The organism is Streptomyces sp. HUAS YS2, from assembly GCF_033343995.1.
In the GTDB taxonomy this organism is placed as follows: domain Bacteria; phylum Actinomycetota; class Actinomycetes; order Streptomycetales; family Streptomycetaceae; genus Streptomyces; species Streptomyces solicathayae.
Genome location: NZ_CP137573.1, coordinates 3,622,611 through 3,638,417 on the forward strand (window position 1 = coordinate 3,622,611; position 15,807 = coordinate 3,638,417).

A 15,807-nucleotide genomic window follows, 5' to 3' on the forward strand; every position below is an offset into this window, starting at 1 on the left:
GGCGCGCCGATCGGCCGCCCCGCCCCGGGTCCCCCTCCTCGACTCAGAGCCGCGCGGTGTTGCGCTCGTAGACCAGGCGGAGGCCGATCAGGGTCAGCCACGGCTCGTGGGCGTCGATCTCGGTGGACTCGCCCAGGACCATCGGCGCCAGGCCGCCCGTCGCGATCACCGTGACGTCCGCCGGGTCGCCGGAACCGGCCAGCTCGCGCTTCATCCGGGCCACCACGCCGTCGACCTGGCCGGCGAAGCCGAAGACGATGCCCGACTGCATGCACTCGACGGTGTTCTTGCCGATCACACTGCGCGGCCGGGCCAGCTCGATCTTGCGGAGCTGGGCGCCCCTGACGCCCAGCGCCTCCACCGAGATCTCAATGCCCGGCGCGATCGCGCCGCCCGCGTACTCGCCGCGCGCGGTGATCGCGTCGTACGTCGTCGCCGTGCCGAAGTCGACGACGATCGCCGGGCCCCCGTACAGCTCGACCGCGGCGACCGTGTTGACGATGCGGTCGGCGCCGACCTCCTTCGGGTTGTCCGCGAGGATCGGGACGCCCGTCTTGACGCCCGGCTCCACCAGGACCGCCGGGACGTCCCCGTAGTACCGGCGCGTCACCTCACGCAGCTCGTGCAGCACCGTCGGCACCGTCGAGCAGATCGCGATGCCCTCGATGCCGTCGCCCAGTTCCTCGCCCAGCAGCGGATGCATGCCCATCAGTCCCTGCAGAAGGACCGCCAGCTCGTCGGCAGTGCGGCGCGGATCCGTCGAGATCCTCCAGTGCTCCACGACCTCTTCGCCGTCGAAGAGGCCGAGAGTGGTCTGGGTGTTGCCGACGTCGATGGTGAGCAGCATCAGACGGCCGCCTCGGAGGCCTCGCGCAGGTCGAGACCGATGTCCAGGATCGGCGACGAGTGCGTGAGGCCGCCGACCGCCAGGTAGTCGACGCCGGTCGCCGCGTACGCCGCCGCGTTGTCCAGCGTCAGCCGGCCGGAGGACTCCAGGGCCGCGCGGCCGGCGACCAGGGCGACGGCCTCCTCGGTCTCGGAGGGGGTGAAGTTGTCGAGCAGGATCAGGTCGGCGCCCGCGTCCAGGACCTCGCGGACCTGGTGCATCGTGTCGACCTCGACCTCGATCGGGACCTCCGGGAACTGCTCGCGGACGGCCTTGAAGGCCTGCGCGACGCCGCCCGCGGCTACCACGTGGTTGTCCTTGACCAGCGCCGCGTCCGAGAGGGACATGCGGTGGTTGACGCCGCCGCCGCAGCGCACCGCGTACTTCTCCAGGGCGCGCAGGCCCGGCGTCGTCTTGCGGGTGTCGCGGACCCGGGCCCTGGTGCCCTCCAGGGCGTCCGCCCACCTGCGGGTGGCGGTGGCGATGCCGGAGAGCCGGCACAGGATGTTCAGCGCGCTGCGCTCGCCGGTCAGCAGGTCGCGGGTGCGGCTGGTGACGGAGAGCAGGACCTGCCCGGCCTCGACCCGCGCGCCGTCCTCGACGTGCCGCTCGACCTCGAACTCGTCGGTGCAGACGATCGACAGGACCGCCTCGGCGACCCGCAGGCCGGCCACGACGCCCGCCTCGCGGGCGGTGAAGTCCGCGGTGGCGACGGCGTCCTCGGGGACGGTCGCGACGGTGGTGACGTCCACCCCGCCGTCGAGGTCCTCCGCGATCGCCAGGTGGGCGATGTCCTCGACCTGGATCGGGTCGAGGCCGGCCTCGGCGAGGAGTTCGGCGAGGGCCGGGTCGAGCCCGCACTCGTACACCTCGTCGCCCTCCGCGCAGCCGCAGCCGTCGCCGCAGCCGCCCGTGGACTCGGCCGGGGCGTTGATGTGGATCAGGGGCACGTCCACGGGCTGCGGACGTGCTTCTTCGGGCGTGCTCACGACTGCGGCTCCCTGGTGGTGTCGGGGGTTACGGGCGGAAAGTCTGCGGTGGCGGTGGGGTGCAGGGTGAGCTCTTCACCGCACATGTGCACGATCAGGTGACGGCGCCACTTCTCGTCGTCGCGCTCGGGGAAGTCCTCGCGCCAGTGGCAGCCGCGGGTCTCCTCGCGCCGGAGAGCGGCGGTGACCAGGGCGCGGGAGACGTGCAGGAGGTTGGTGGTCTCCCAGGACTCGGTGCCGGGCCCGGCCGTCAGGTCGGGGTGGCGCACCACCGGGTCCCGCGCCAGGTCCTCCAGGGCGGCCGACGCCTTGCGGAGGCTCTCCTCGGACCGCAGCACACCCGCGTACCCGCTCATGATCCGCTGGATCTCCGCGCGCGCCGACGGCTCCAGCAGCGGCATCACCGTGGGGACGCGGTGCACGGCCGGGACGCCCTCGCGGTGCGGCCCGGACGCGACGATGTCGTCGGCGATGCGCTCCGCGAAGACCAGGCCCTCCAGGAGCGAGTTCGAGGCCAGCCGGTTCGCGCCATGCACGCCCGTGCAGGCGACCTCGCCGCACGCGTACAGGCCGGGCACGGTGGTCCGGCCGTGCAGGTCGGTGCGGACGCCGCCGGAGGCGTAGTGGGCGGCGGGGGCGATCGGGATCGGCTCGGTCACCGGGTCGATGCCGTGCGCCCGGCAGGCGGCCAGGATCGTCGGGAAACGGTGCTCCCACATGTCGGCGCCGAAGTGCCGGGCGTCGAGGTACATGTTCCGCGCGCCCTGCTCCAGCATCCGGCGCGTGATCCCCTTGGCGACGATGTCGCGGGGCGCGAGCTCGGCCAGTTCGTGCTGGCCGACCATGAAGCGGACGCCGTCCGCGTCGACCAGATGGGCGCCCTCGCCGCGTACCGCCTCGGAGACCAGCGGCTGCTGGCCCTGCGAGTCCGAGCCGAGGAACAGCACGGTCGGGTGGAACTGGACGAACTCCAGGTCGGAGACCTCGGCGCCGGCGCGCAGCGCGAGGGCGACGCCGTCGCCGGTGGAGACGGCCGGGTTGGTGGTGGCGGAGAAGACCTGGCCCATGCCGCCGGTGGCGAGGACCACGGCCGGGGCGTGGACGGCGCCGACGCCGTCGTGCTGGCCCTCCCCCATGACGTGCAGGGTGACGCCCGCAGTGCGGCCGGCGGCGTCCGTGAGGAGGTCCAGGACCAGGGCGTGCTCGACGGTGCGCACGCCCCGCTCGCGTATCGCCTCGACCAGCGCGCGGGAGATCTCGGCGCCGGTCGCGTCGCCGCCGGCGTGCACGATCCGGTTGCGGTGGTGGCCGCCCTCGCGGGTCAGCGCGATCTCGCCGTCGGCGTTCCGGTCGAACTCGGCGCCGGTGGCCATCAGACGGCGGACCGCGCCGGGGCCCTCGGTGACCAGGGTGCGTACGGCCGGCTCGTCGCAGACCCCGGCACCGGCGACGAGGGTGTCGTCGAGGTGCTGCTCGGGGGTGTCGCCCTCGCCGAGCGCGGCGGCCACGCCGCCCTGCGCCCAGCGGGTCGAGCCGGCGTCCAGGCGAGCCTTGGTGACCACGACCGTGCGCAGCCCCGCGGCGCTGCAGCGCAGGGCGGCGGTCAGGCCCGCGACGCCGGAGCCGACGACCACGACGTCGGCCTCGACGGCCCAGCCGGGCGCGGGCGCGTCCAGCCGGATGCCGGGCTCGTCCGCCCGTATGCCTGTCTCATGGCTACCGGTCACTGGGCGGCTCCGAAGTTCAGGGGGAGATTGTCGATGAGCCGCGTGGACCCCACCCGCGCGGCGACGGCGAGGATCGCGTCGCCGTCGTGGTCGTCGGCGACATCGGTGAAGTCGGCCGGATCGACGAGGGCGAGGTAGTCCAGGGTCAGCGGCGGGTGCGCCGAGCCGGCCTCGTCCAGGACGCCGCGGGCCGCGGCCCGTACGGCGTCGGCGCCGCCGCCCTCGCCGGCCTGCGCGACGGCGTGCACGTCGGCGGCGGCGCGGGCCTCGCCGATCTGCGACAGCGCCTCGGCGCGGGTCTCGGAGGCGGAGGCCGGCAGCGAGGCGGCCCGGGCGCGCAGCGCGTGCTGGGCGCCGAGCCGGTCGCGGGCGGCGAACAGCGCCCGCGACAGGGCGAGCGCGGTGCGCCGCTCGTCGGGCGAGAGGTAGCGGTTGCGGCTGGACAGGGCCAGCCCGTCGGCCTCGCGGACCGTCGGCACGCCGACGATCTCGACCGGGAAGTTCAGGTCGCGGACCATCCGGCGGATCAGGGCGAGCTGCTGGGCGTCCTTCTGGCCGAAGAACGCCACGTCCGGACGGGTGAGGTGGAGCAGCTTGGCGACGACGGTGAGCATGCCGTCGAAGTGGCCGGGGCGGGAGGCGCCTTCGAGCCGCTCGCCCATCGGGCCCGCGGTGATCCGGACCTGCGGCTCGCCGCCCGGGTAGACCTCGTCGGCGGACGGGGCGAACACGGCGTCCGCACCGGCCTCCTGGGCGATCTTCAGGTCGGCGTCGAGGGTGCGCGGGTAGCGGTCGAGGTCCTCGCCCGCGCCGAACTGCAGCGGGTTGACGAAGACGGTGACGGTGACGTGACCCTCGGGGCCGACGTGCGCCCGGGCGGTGCGGATCAGCGTGGCGTGGCCGTCGTGCAGGGCGCCCATGGTCATGACGACGGCGCGGGGGCCGGCCGACCCCTGGGTGCGCAGCTCGGCGGCCGTGCGGACCGGGGCGAGGCTCATCGGTCGTCTCCCTGGGAGGTGGCGGGGCGCTCGGCCAGGACCCCCAGCAGGTCCTCGGCGAGCTCGGGCTTGAGCAGGCCGTGCGCGAGGGCCCGGTCGGCGGTGGTGCGGGCCATCGCCAGGTAGCCGGCGACCGTGCCGGGGGCGTGCTTGCGCAGCTCGGCGACGTGCGCGGCGACCGTGCCGGCGTCGCCGCGGGCGACCGGGCCGGTCAGCGCCGCGTCCCCGGACCGCAGGGCGTTGTCGAGGGCGGCGCCGAGCAGCGGGCCGAGCATGCGGTCCGGGGCGGCGACCCCGGCGGTGCGGAGCAGCTCCATCGACTGGGCCACCAGGGTGACCAGGTGGTTCGCGCCGAGGGCGAGGGCCGCGTGGTAGAGCGGCCGGTTCGCCTCGGCGATCCACTCGGGCTCGCCGCCCATCTCGATGACCAGGGCCTCGGCGGCCAGCCGCAGCTCCTCGGGGGCGGTCACGCCGAAGGAGCAGCCGGCCAGCCGCTGCACGTCGACGGGGGTGCCGGTGAACGTCATGGCGGGGTGCAGGGCGAGCGGGAGCGCGCCGGCCCGCCGGGCGGGGTCGAGGACCTGGACCCCGTACCGCCCGGAGGTGTGCACGATGAGCTGCCCGGGCCGTACGGCGCCGGTGTCCGCGAGTCCCTCGACGAGCCCCGGCAGGGCGTCGTCGGGGACGGTCAGCAGGACCAGCTCGGCGCGGGCCAGCACCTCGGCGGGCGGCACCAGCGGCACGTCGGGCAGCAGGGCCGCGGCGCGGCGGCGGGACGCGTCGGAGACCCCCGAGGCGGCGACCGGACGGTGGCCCGCGAGCTGGAGCGAGGCGGCGAGCGCCGGTCCGACCCGGCCGGCGCCGACGACGCCGACGGTGAGACGGGCGGGGCGGTCCTCGGCTCGGGACTCTGGTGGTGCGTTCACGCTGACGGCGGCCTTCCGTTCCAGTCCTCGGCGGGTACCGGACGATTTCTCGCCATGCTACGCCAGCGTTTCGCACGGTTTCGCGGCCGTCCACAGCCTGTTGGCGATGGTGTGATGATCGGCGCATGAACGACGCGGAACACTCGGAGCGAGCGCGCAGGCACCGTGCCACGGTGTGGTCCGGCGCGACGCGGAAACTGTGGCACACCCAGGTCGAGCGGTCGGTCGGCGAAGGGCTGGCCGCGCTGCGCGAGCTTGCGGACCTCGGGCACACCCTCATGGACCCCCACGAGCTGGTCGACACCTACGGCGGCGGTCCGGTCGCCGAAGTGGAGCGGCAGGTGGCGGACCTTCTCGGCTTCCCGGCGGCGGTGTTCTTCCCGACCGGGACGATGGCCCAGCAGGTGGCACTGCGCTGCTGGGCGGGCCGGACGGGCAGCGACGTGGTGGCGCTGCACCCGCTCGCCCATCCGGAGGTGCACGAGAACGGCGCGCTCGGGGCGGTGAGCGGCCTGCGGACGGTGCACCCGACGGACGCCCCGCGGCTGCCGACGGCCGAGGAGGTGCGGGAGCACCCCGAGCCGTTCGGCACGCTGATGCTGGAGCTGCCGCTGCGCGACGCGGGCTTCGTGCTGCCGGACTGGGACGAACTGGTCGACGTGGTGCAGGCGGCCCGGGAGCGGGACGCGGTCGTCCACTTCGACGGCGCGCGGCTGTGGGAGTGCGGCCCGCACTTCGGCCGGGAGCTGCGGGAGATCGCGGGGCTCGCGGACAGCGTGTACGTGTCCTTCTACAAGTCGCTCGGCGGCATGTCGGGGGCGGCGCTCGCCGGTCCGGAGGACCTGGTCGAGGAGGCGCGGGTGTGGCTCCACCGGTACGGCGGGCTGGTCTTCCAGCAGTACCCGGCCGCCCTGGCCGCGCTGGCGGGCCTGAAGACGGAGCTGCCGCGGCTCCCGGCGTACGTGGCGCACGCGCGGACGGTGGCGGCGGCGCTGCGGGAGGCGTTCGCGGAGGCGGGGCTCCCGTGGTTCCGGGTGCACCCGGCGGAGCCGCACACCCACCAGTTCCAGGTCTGGCTCCCGTACGGGCCCGACGAGCTGACGGCAGCCTCGGTCGCCCTGGCGGAGGAGACCGACACCGTCCTCTTCCGTCGCTGGTCCCCCGCCCCGGCGGGCGGCCCGCCGGGCGTGGCGGCGACCGAGGTGACGGTCGCGGCCCCGGGCCTGGACTGGACACCGGCGGACGTGCGGGAGGCGGCCCGGAATTTCCTGGCGCGACTGGGCCGGTAGGCCTCGGGCGGACTCAGCAGGGCCTCGGGCGGCGCCGGCGCGTCAGGGCGTACCGGAGGCGGCCGCCGGCCGGGCGGCCCGCGAGCACCCGGGTGAAGCGGCGGTGGTCGCGGACGGCGCGCAGCACGGCGAGGTCGTGGGTCCCGGGGGCCGGAGGCATCGCCTCCTCCAACCGCGCCGCACGGTAGGTGTCGAAGAGGTACTGGTGCAGAGCGTTCATGCACCTCACCGTGCGCCCGTCCCGGCCCGGCGGGCCCGCCGATTGACCGGCCCCGTCAAACGGCGCGACAGCACCCCCGGGGCAGCCCGCACCATGGACCCGTGAGCGTGACCATCGACATCACCGGACTGCCGCCCGAGCGGATCTCCTTCTGCCCCTCGCCGCTGGCCGAGCTCGGCAACGCCCTGCACGCACTGTCCGAGCCCGCCCACCACGCCCGGCTGCACGCGTGGACGACCTCGACCGCCGCCGCGCTCAAGCCGGAGCTGGCCGACCGGCTCCACGAGGCCGACTTCATGTGGCGGTCCGCGCGCTCCGACTTCCTGATGCCCGCCCAGCCCCGGGAGACCCTGGCGGAGGAGCTGGACGACCTCGACCGCATGGACGACGAGACATTCGTCGGCGCCGCCCTGGAGATCACCTGCTTCATCGGTAACACCGGCCGGCCCGTCCCGTCCCCGCTCGTCGACGCGTCGTCCCGGCGCCGCGCCCTCGACCTGGCCGCCGCGCGCGGCCCGCGCCAGGCGGCGTTCGTGGACCGGATGCTCGCCGAGCCGGCCGCCACCCGGGCGTGGATCCGCCGGCTCCTGGAGGACTGCGAGGACGCGTTCTTCGGCGACACCTGGCGCCGGGTCCGGGTCCAGCTCGCCGCAGACGCCCGGCACAAGACCGAGCTGCTGCGCCGCAAGGGCCTGGCCGAGGCCCTGACCGCCGCCTCCCCGGCGCTGAGCCTGGAACAGGACGAGCGCGGCCGCCGGATCGTCGTCGACAAGCTGGTCCAGCGCCGCACCGAGGCCCGGGGCACCGCCCTGACGCTGATCCCGTCAGTCTTCGGCTGGCCGCACCTCTTCGCCCTGTACACCCCCGGCTGGCAGCCGGTGATCCAGTACCCGGTCGCTGCTCATGAGGTCGGCGGCACCGAGTCGATCGAGACGGTGAAGCTCCGCCTGGAGGCACTGGCCCACCCCCTGCGGATGAACCTGTGCCGAACCCTGGTGCGCGGGGCGCACTCGACGGGCGAGCTGGCCGACGTGTACGGCATCACCGCGCCGGAGGTCTCCCGGCACCTCTCGGTCCTGAAGAAGGCCGGACTGCTCACCACCCGGCGCCGGGGCCGCTACGTCCTGCACGAGCTGGACCATTCGGCCGTCGCCCGGCTGGGCAGCGACTTCCTGGAGGGTTTGCTGCGCTAGCGGGGGCCGGTGCGGGACGGGCGTCGAGCGGACGGCCCCGCGCGCTAGTCGAAGCGGATGTGGGACAGGCCGACCCGGATCCGCCGCAGCCGGTGCCGCAGCGGCCCGTACGTGTTCGGCGCGAGCCGCAGACCCGCCGCCCCGGCGATCCGGTCCGCGACCTGCGGGACGGTCAGCCGGTCGGTACGGATGTGGTCGCCGAACTCCGGCCCGTTCAGCCGCTCCAGGCAGTGGTCGAGCCGCCGCACCGCGAAGCTCTCCCACTTGAGGCCGCGCCCCAGACCCCGCTCGGTGAGCCGCTTCAGGACGGTCTCCCGCTCCGCGAGCAGCGCGAAGTGCCGCACACGCTCCGGCCCGTGCGCCGCCCGCAGCCGGCCCACGACCTCCTCGAAGTACGCCGGCTCCACCAGAGTCATCGGCACGAGCAGCGGGCCCTCGTGCCGACGCAGCGCCAGGTCCAGCACCTCGTACACGCCCTGCCGCCAGGCCACCAGGTCCTGGAAGTCCTCGTTCAGGCCACGCGGCAGGGTCCGGTGCAGGCCGAAGCCGATGTGCTCGGGGTCGCAGATCGCGCTGCCGGGCAGACGCCGCAGCAACTCGTGCGCGGTCTGTGTCTTGCCGCCGCCGAACGGCCCGTTGATCCAGAGCAGCACGGGCTCAGCCCGCCCCGCCGCCCGCCCGCACCAGGCCGGTCTCGTACGCGAGGACCACCACCTGCACCCGGTCGCGCAGCGCCAGTTTGGTCAGGATGCGGCCGACGTGCGTCTTCACCGTCGCCTCGGACAGCACGAGACGGGCCGCGATCTCTCCGTTCGACAGGCCCTGCGCGACCAGCATCATCACCTCGCGCTCCCGGTCGGTCAGCTTGTCGATGTCCTTGTGATGAGGCTCCTTGCCGGAGGACGGCAGCATCGGGGAGAACCGGTCGAGCAGCCGGCGGGTGGTCGACGGGGCGACGACCGCGTCGCCGCTGTGCACGGAGCGGATCGCGCCGAGCAGCTCGCTCGGCGGCACGTCCTTCAGCATGAACCCGCTCGCCCCCGCCTTCAGGCCGGAGAACGCGTACTCGTCGAGGTCGAAGGTGGTCAGGATGAGCACCTTCGGCGGCTCGGGCTCCGCGCAGATCCGCCGGGTCGCCTCGACCCCGTCGAGGCGCGGCATGCGGACGTCCATCAGGACCACGTCCACCGCGGTGGAGCGCAGGATCTCGATCGCCTCCGCGCCGTCGCCCGCCTCCGCGACGACGTCCATGTCCGGCTGGGCGGCCAGGACCATGCGGAAGCCGGTGCGCAGCAGCACCTGGTCGTCGACGAGCATCACGCGGATGGACATGGGGTTCCTTCGGTTCCTCGGGATCGGGGGACGGACTTCACGCGGCGCCTCACGCCGGCTTCAGGGGGAGCAGGGCGCTGATCCGGAAGCCGCCCCCGGGGCGCGGGCCCGCGTCCAGGGTGCCGCCGACCATGCCGACCCGCTCGCGCATGCCGATCAGACCGTGGCCGCTGCCGTCGGCGCCCCCGTCCTCGTACATCTCCTGGGTCGCGCCGCGGCCGTCGTCCTCGACGAGCAGGCCGAGGCCGTCGTCGAAGTAGACCAGCCGGACGCTCGCGCCGGCCTCCGGGCCACCGTGCTTGCGGGTGTTCGTGAGGGCTTCCTGGACGATCCGGTACGCGGTGAGCTCGACGCCGCTGGGCAGCGGGCGCGGGGACCCCTCGATCCGGAAGTCGACGGTCAGGCCGGCCTGGCGGACCTGCTCGACCAGGTCCTCGATCTGCTGGACGTCCGGCTGCGGCACGTACTCCCCCGCCTCCTGGTGCTCGCCGGTGCGCAGCACGCCCAGCAGCCTGCGCATCTCGGCGAGGGCCTGGCGGCCGGTGCCTGAGATCGTCTCCAGGGCCTGCTTGGCCTGCTCGGGCGAGCTGTCCAGGACGTACGCGGCGCCGTCCGCCTGGACCACCATCACGGACACGTTGTGCGCGACGACGTCGTGCAGCTCGCGGGCGATCCGGGCGCGCTCGGCCGCGACCGCGACCTTGGCCTGCGCCTCGCGCTCCTTCTCCAGCCGGGAGGCGCGCTCCTCCAGCTGGGCGAAGTAGGCGCGGCGGGTGCGCAGCGAGTCGCCGAGCACCCAGGCGAGCACGAACGGCACGGTCATGATCACGGTGAAGAAGACGTGCGCCGCCGACGAGCCCTGGCTCTCCGTCGGCCACCTGAGCTGCGCCAGCGTCGCCGCGCTCAGTCCGCCGGCCAGAGCCAGCCGGGACGCCCAGCGCGGGCCGTCGTGCGCGGCGACCGTGTAGATGATCACCAACATCGCGAAGTCCGCGAAGAACGGCATCAGGCCGAAGGCGAGCTGCACGACGCCCAGAGCGACGGCCAGCAGCAGCATCCGCTCCGGCATCCTGCGCCGCAGCGCCACGACGACCGAGAACAGCGCGCCGACGGCCCCGTACGCGACGGGCCGTTCCACCGACGGGTAGCTGCTGACCACCCACAGCACGGAGAACCCGAAGAGGACGACGGCCCAGAAGCCGTCGACGCCCGTCGGGTGTCTGCGGAGGAAGTCGTAGAGGCGCTGCACGTGACCCAGCGTAGGGAAGGGGGATAGGTGCAGGGGTCAACCGGAGGGCCGATCCTTGCCGCGAGCACCGTACTCCGCAAGGTGGAGACTGGGGCGCGTGACGGATGAGACGTGTCAGGGACAGGAGTGGCGGGGCTGGCGGGAGGCCACGGAGCGGGCGCTGTACGGGCCCGGCGGCTTCTACCTGCGGCCGGAGGGCCCGGCGGGCCACTTCCGCACCTCCGTGCACGCCTCGCCGCTGTTCGCGACGGCGGTGGCCCGGCTGCTGACCTCGGTGGCGGAGCGGCTGGGGACGGCCGAGGTCGACCTCGTGGACGTCGGCGCGGGCCGGGGCGAACTGCTGGCGGGCGTCCTGGCGGCCGTCCCGGAGGGCCTGGCGGTGCGCGCGTACGGCGTCGAACGCGCGGACCGGCCGGCCGGGCTCGACCCGCGGATCGTGTGGACGGACCGGGTGCCGGAGGGCGTACGGGGCCTGCTGTTCGCGAACGAGTGGCTGGACAACGTGCCGGTGGACGTCGCCGAGGCGGACGCCTCGGGCGTCGCGCGGTACGTCGAGGTACGGCCGGACGGCGCCGAGCGTCCGGGCGCCGAGGTGACCGGCGCGGACGCGGCGTGGCTGCGCCGGTGGTGGCCGCTGCGGGAGCCGGGCGAGCGGGCGGAGATCGGCCGGCCGCGCGACGAGGCGTGGGCGGCGGCGGTGTCCCGGGTGGCGGCCGGCACGGCGGTGGCGGTGGACTACGGGCACGTACGGGACGCCCGGCCGCCGTTCGGGACGCTGGCCGGGTTCCGGGGCGGGCGGGAGGTCGCGCCGGTACCGGACGGGACGTGCGACGTGACGGCGCATGTGGCGATGGACGCGGTCGCGGAGGGCGTCGGGGGCGTTGGTGTGGCGGGCGTCGGGGTCGGGGGCGTCGGGGAGCTCGTCTCGCAGCGGGAGGCGCTGCGGGAGCTGGGGGTGACCGGCGAACGGCCGTCCCTCGCGCTCGCGTCCTCCGACCCGGCCGCGTACCTGCGGGCGCTCGCCTCGGCCGGGGAGGCGGCCGAGCTGACCGCCCGCGGCGGGCTCGGGGACTTCCTGTGGCTGCGGCACGACGTGCCGGGCGGACGGTCCTGACGGTCCTGACGGCGCGCCCCGTACCGGCCTGCGGAACGCGGCGACACGAGGGTTCGCCCGGCAGGGATACTGTCCCCATGACGGAGACGACGGTCGGAATCGGCGGGGCGGCGGAGAGCACCGACATGGTGCTGAACATCGGGCCGCAGCATCCCTCGACCCATGGCGTGCTCCGTCTCCGGCTGGTGCTCGACGGCGAGGTCGTCCGGCACGCCGAACCGGTCATCGGCTACATGCACCGCGGCGCCGAGAAGCTCTTCGAGGCGCGCGACTACCGGCAGATCGTGATGCTGGCCAACCGCCACGACTGGCTCTCCGCGTTCTCCAACGAGCTCGGCGTCGTCATGGCCGTGGAGCGGATGCTCGGCATGGAGGTGCCCGAGCGGGCGGTCTGGACGCGCACGCTGCTCGCCGAGCTGAACCGGGTGCTCAACCACCTGATGTTCCTCGGCTCGTACCCGCTCGAACTCGGCGGCATCACCCCCGTCTTCCACGCCTTCCGGGAGCGCGAGGAGCTCCAGGCCGTGATGGAGGAGGTCTCCGGCGGCCGGATGCACTACATGTTCAACCGGGTCGGCGGCCTCAAGGAGGACCTGCCGGCCGGCTGGCTGGAGCGCACCCGCGCGGCGATCGCCGACGTCCGGTCGCGGATGGACGTGTACGACCGGCTGGTCCTCGGCAACGAGATCTTCCGCGGCCGCACCCGCGGCGTCGGCGTCCTGTCGCCGGAGGCGGTGCACTCCTTCGGTGTCACCGGCCCGATCGCCCGTGCCTCCGGCGTCGACTTCGACCTGCGGCGCGACGAGCCGTACCTCGCGTACGGGGAGCTCCAGGACACCCTGAAGGTGGTCACCCGCGAGGAGGGCGACTGCCTGGCCCGCTTCGAGTGCCTGCTCGAGCAGACGCACAACTCGCTGGAGCTGGCCGACGTCTGCCTGGACCGGATCGACGAGCTGCCGCCCGGGCCGATCAACCAGCGGCTGCCGAAGGTGCTCAAGGCGCCCGAGGGTCACACGTACGCCTGGACGGAGAACCCGCTCGGGGTCAACGGCTACTACCTGGTGTCCAAGGGCGAGAAGACGCCGTACCGGCTCAAGCTCCGCTCGGCCTCGTACAACAACATCCAGGCGCTGACCGTGCTGCTGCCGGGGACGCTGGTCGCGGACATGGTCGCGATCCTGGGGTCGCTGTTCTTCGTCGTCGGCGACATCGACAAGTAGTCGACGGGCAGCGGGGCGGGCGGCTCAGTCCGCCCGCATCACGACATAGGCCCGCGGGTCCTTCTCCGGGCGCACCTGCCGGACGACGTACCAGCCCCACCGCTCGTACCGGCCGCGCAGCTCCGGCACGTCCAGGGTCATCAGCAGGCGCGGCGCCGGGGCGTCCACGAGCAGGGCGTCGTGCAGGGCGCGGCCGAGGCCGCGGCCCTGCTGGGCGGGGGCCACGACGAGCTCGAACAGCTCGAAGCTCTCGTCCCCGCCGGACAGGAAGGTGTCGGGGCGGCCGGCCGCGAAGCCGGTCAGCGCGCCGTCGGCGTCATGGGCGGCGACCATCCGCCAGCCGGGGCGGCCGGCCATGTCGACCAGGCGGTCGACGGTGCGGACCGCGCCGCGCGGCGGATCGTGCCAGGGCGGGCCGCAGAACGCCTGCGCGCACAGGGCGATCAGTTCGTCCCGCAGGGCGCCGGGGTCGGCCACCGCCTTCAGGTTCACGAGTTGACGGCTCCGCGCAGCTCGGCCACGTCCAGCTGCTCGGTCTCGTCGTGCGCGGTCAGGTCGATGACCTGGCCGATGACCCGCTCGGGGGCGGGCTGCCGCGCCTCGGCCTCGGCGAGGACCTCCTCGCCCACCACGTCGGCGAGGTCCTCGTTCTGCACCGCCTCGATCGCGGCGACGGCCTTCTGGGCGCCCTGCAGTGCCTTCACGGCCCGACCTGCCTGGCCTGCCTGACCGCCCTGGGTGCCGAAGAAGTCGAAGGTGCCCTCGGGGCGCGGGGCGGGCCGGCGGGCGGCGTACGGGGCGATCGCGGCCGCGGCCGGGACGGGCCGCATCGCGGGTGCGGCGGCGGGGGCGGCCTGAGCCGCCGGCAGGGCGGCCGTCGGACGGGCGTGCTGCTCGGTCCCGGCGGCGGCCGCGTGCTTCCCCTGCGGCTCCTCCGCCTCCCGGGCCCGCTCGGCCAGGTCGCGGCTGCGGGCGGCCTCGGCGGTGCGCCGGGCCTCCTGGGCCGCCGCGTTGCGCGGGAGGTCCTTCAGGGCCCGGGCGGCCCGGCGGTACGCGTCCGGGGTCGGCGTGGACCCGGCGGCGGTCAGCTCCTTGACGGGGGCGGCCGCTTCGAGCGCGAGCTGCCGGCGGCCCTCCAGGGCGCTGGCCCGCTCGGTCTCGGCGGTGGCGTACCGGCGCAGCAGCTCGGCGTGCTCGCCGCGCAGCGCGGCCAGTTCGACCCGCTTGGCGCGCAGCTTGGTGTCGAGGCGGGCACGCAGTTCGCGGGACTCCTCGAGGTCGGACTCCAGCTCGGCGAGCCGCTCCTCGGCCTTCCACTGGTCCGCGGTGCGCATGCGGCCCAGCTCGGCGACCTTGCGGCCGGCGGCCCGGTCCCAGCCGCGCATGATCACGGCGCCGGTTACGGCGGCGGCCGCGGCGGCCGCCACGAGCAGCCGCAGGACCAGCGGATCCGCGAACAGCCAGGCGCCTACCGCACAGACAGCGGAAGCGCCGGCGACCGCGGAGGGCGGCAGGAGCTTGTGCAGGGGCGGGGAATGACGGTGGCGTCCACGTGGCATGGCCTGAAATTTACCGTGCGTAGGCGGCCCGTGGGGGGCCGCCCCCGCAATCTCTTCCGTCGTCTCTTCCGGCACTTCCGGAATGAGTGACTCCCCTTGTCTGGCGGCTACTTCCCGAGCAGCCCCTTCGACTCCAGATAGGCCTTCGCGACGTCCTCCGGCTTGGCCCGCTCGGCGTCCACCTTGCGGTTCAACTCGGCGAGATCGGCGGTGCTGAGCACCTTGGTGATCTTGTCGAGCGCGGCGGCGATCTCCGGCGCCCCGGCGTCCTTCGCATTGAGCACCGGCAGCACGTTGTCGGCGTTCTGCAGCTTCTTGTCGTCGGTGAGGAAGACCAGGCCGAACGATTCGATCGTGGCGTCCGTCGTGGTCGTCAGGACCAGCTGGTCCACGCCGTCCTTCACGGCCTGCTTGGCCTGCGGGGTGCCGACGCCCTTGGGGTCGATCCCGGCTACCTCGATCCCGTACGTCTTCTTCAGGCCCGGCGCGCAGAAGGGGCGCACCGCGCATTCGTCACCGGCCGCGATCTTCACCTTCAGCTTCGCGGTACCGAGATCGGAAAGGGTGGTGAGCTTGTTCTTCGCGGCGAATTCCTTGGTCACCGCGAACGCGTTCTGGTCCACGGCCTCGCCGTACGCGAGCACCTTCAGCCCGCGCGGTTCCGCGAGCTTCTTCAGCGCTTCCGTCGTGGCGGCCGCGTCACCGGAAGCGACCGGCTTCTCCTCCGGCGCCTTCGGGCCGTTCGCCTTCGCGTTCAGGAATTCCGCGATCGTCGCCGCGTATTCCGGTACGACGTCGATCTCGCCCTTCTCCAGCGCGGGTTCGTACAGTTCACGGTTCTTCACCGTGGTCACCGAGGTGTCGTATCCGGCGTCGGCGAGAATCTGCGCGTACAGCTCCGCCAGCACCTTGGACTCGGTGAAGGCCGCGGCGCCGACGACCAGCGTCCCCTTCTTCCCGCCGCCCGCGCCGCCCGCGCCGGAGCCGCCGGCGTTCTCCAGGCTGTCGCCGCCGCACGCGGCCAGCCCTCCGGTCAGTGCCGCGACGGCCAGTACCGCACCCGCCACACGCGAGGTCCTGCTCACGAGATCACCCATTTCCTTGG

Annotated in this window: 16 protein-coding genes; 4 read left to right on the forward strand and 12 right to left on the reverse strand. The window is 74.1% G+C overall.

Translation table 11 applies throughout. The features are described 5' to 3' along the window. Window positions 1–43: 43 nt before the first annotated feature. The 5 genes from R2D22_RS16500 to R2D22_RS16520 are packed head-to-tail and all read right to left on the reverse strand — an operon-like array spanning window position 44 to window position 5,526. Complete coding sequence (locus R2D22_RS16500) at window positions 44–847, reverse strand: type III pantothenate kinase (protein WP_318104305.1); 804 nt, start codon at window positions 845–847, stop codon at window positions 44–46. Continuing rightward, complete coding sequence (nadC, locus tag R2D22_RS16505) at window positions 847–1,875, reverse strand: carboxylating nicotinate-nucleotide diphosphorylase (RefSeq protein ID WP_318104306.1); 1,029 nt, start codon at window positions 1,873–1,875, stop codon at window positions 847–849. Before nadC ends, R2D22_RS16500 begins: the two co-directional genes overlap by 1 nt. Then, entirely contained in the window at window positions 1,872–3,602 is a 1,731-nt protein-coding gene (locus R2D22_RS16510; protein WP_318104308.1) for an L-aspartate oxidase, read from the reverse strand. The genes nadC and R2D22_RS16510 overlap by 4 nt, the downstream gene beginning before the upstream one ends. Further along, entirely contained in the window at window positions 3,599–4,600 is a 1,002-nt protein-coding gene (panC, locus tag R2D22_RS16515) for a pantoate--beta-alanine ligase (RefSeq protein ID WP_318104309.1), read from the reverse strand. Before panC ends, R2D22_RS16510 begins: the two co-directional genes overlap by 4 nt. After that, window positions 4,597–5,526 (reverse strand): Rossmann-like and DUF2520 domain-containing protein, encoded by a 930-nt coding sequence (locus R2D22_RS16520; protein ID WP_318104310.1) that lies wholly within the window; start codon window positions 5,524–5,526, stop codon window positions 4,597–4,599. The genes panC and R2D22_RS16520 overlap by 4 nt, the downstream gene beginning before the upstream one ends. A gap of 125 nt (window positions 5,527–5,651) precedes the next feature. Here R2D22_RS16520 and R2D22_RS16525 point away from each other — a divergent pair, with 125 nt between their 5' ends. Next, on the forward strand, window positions 5,652–6,815 hold the full coding sequence (locus tag R2D22_RS16525) for a threonine aldolase family protein (RefSeq protein ID WP_318104311.1): 1,164 nt from the start codon (window positions 5,652–5,654) through the stop codon (window positions 6,813–6,815). Window positions 6,816–6,828: 13 nt separating this feature from the next. Here the strand turns inward: R2D22_RS16525 and R2D22_RS16530 are convergent, their stop codons facing one another. Further along, on the reverse strand, window positions 6,829–7,035 hold the full coding sequence (locus R2D22_RS16530) for a hypothetical protein (RefSeq protein ID WP_318104313.1): 207 nt from the start codon (window positions 7,033–7,035) through the stop codon (window positions 6,829–6,831). A gap of 101 nt (window positions 7,036–7,136) precedes the next feature. On the opposite strand from R2D22_RS16530, the gene R2D22_RS16535 reads away from it, so the two are divergent. Further along, a complete protein-coding gene (locus R2D22_RS16535; RefSeq protein WP_318104314.1) occupies window positions 7,137–8,228 on the forward strand; it encodes a DUF5937 family protein in 1,092 nt (363 codons plus the stop codon). Between the two features lie 44 nt (window positions 8,229–8,272). Here R2D22_RS16535 and R2D22_RS16540 read toward each other — a convergent pair whose 3' ends face one another. From R2D22_RS16540 to R2D22_RS16550, 3 genes are read right to left on the reverse strand one after another with little or no spacing between them, the layout of a single operon-like run. Continuing rightward, window positions 8,273–8,881: an AAA family ATPase gene (locus R2D22_RS16540; RefSeq protein ID WP_318104315.1), complete on the reverse strand. Its 609-nt coding sequence runs from the start codon at window positions 8,879–8,881 to the stop codon at window positions 8,273–8,275. 4 nt (window positions 8,882–8,885) lie between these two features. Further along, window positions 8,886–9,560, reverse strand: a complete 675-nt coding sequence (locus tag R2D22_RS16545) for a response regulator (RefSeq protein WP_318104317.1) — start codon at window positions 9,558–9,560, stop codon at window positions 8,886–8,888. Window positions 9,561–9,609: 49 nt separating this feature from the next. After that, window positions 9,610–10,809, reverse strand: coding sequence for a sensor histidine kinase (locus R2D22_RS16550; protein ID WP_318104319.1), 1,200 nt, complete (start codon window positions 10,807–10,809; stop codon window positions 9,610–9,612). A 97-nt stretch (window positions 10,810–10,906) separates the two neighbouring features. Between R2D22_RS16550 and R2D22_RS16555 the strand changes: the two genes are divergently transcribed. Further along, window positions 10,907–11,923, forward strand: coding sequence for an SAM-dependent methyltransferase (locus R2D22_RS16555; RefSeq protein ID WP_318104320.1), 1,017 nt, complete (start codon window positions 10,907–10,909; stop codon window positions 11,921–11,923). Window positions 11,924–12,000: 77 nt separating this feature from the next. Then, window positions 12,001–13,143, forward strand: a complete 1,143-nt coding sequence (locus R2D22_RS16560) for an NADH-quinone oxidoreductase subunit D (protein WP_318104321.1) — start codon at window positions 12,001–12,003, stop codon at window positions 13,141–13,143. 24 nt (window positions 13,144–13,167) lie between these two features. Here R2D22_RS16560 and R2D22_RS16565 read toward each other — a convergent pair whose 3' ends face one another. The 3 genes from R2D22_RS16565 to R2D22_RS16575 form a co-directional block, all read right to left on the reverse strand. Next, window positions 13,168–13,635 (reverse strand): GNAT family N-acetyltransferase, encoded by a 468-nt coding sequence (locus R2D22_RS16565; protein WP_318104323.1) that lies wholly within the window; start codon window positions 13,633–13,635, stop codon window positions 13,168–13,170. After that, on the reverse strand, window positions 13,632–14,702 hold the full coding sequence (locus R2D22_RS16570) for a coiled-coil domain-containing protein (RefSeq protein ID WP_318104324.1): 1,071 nt from the start codon (window positions 14,700–14,702) through the stop codon (window positions 13,632–13,634). The genes R2D22_RS16565 and R2D22_RS16570 overlap by 4 nt, the downstream gene beginning before the upstream one ends. Before the next feature lie 107 nt (window positions 14,703–14,809). Continuing rightward, complete coding sequence (locus R2D22_RS16575; protein ID WP_411977029.1) at window positions 14,810–15,799, reverse strand: ABC transporter substrate-binding protein; 990 nt, start codon at window positions 15,797–15,799, stop codon at window positions 14,810–14,812. Window positions 15,800–15,807 lie beyond the last annotated feature (8 nt).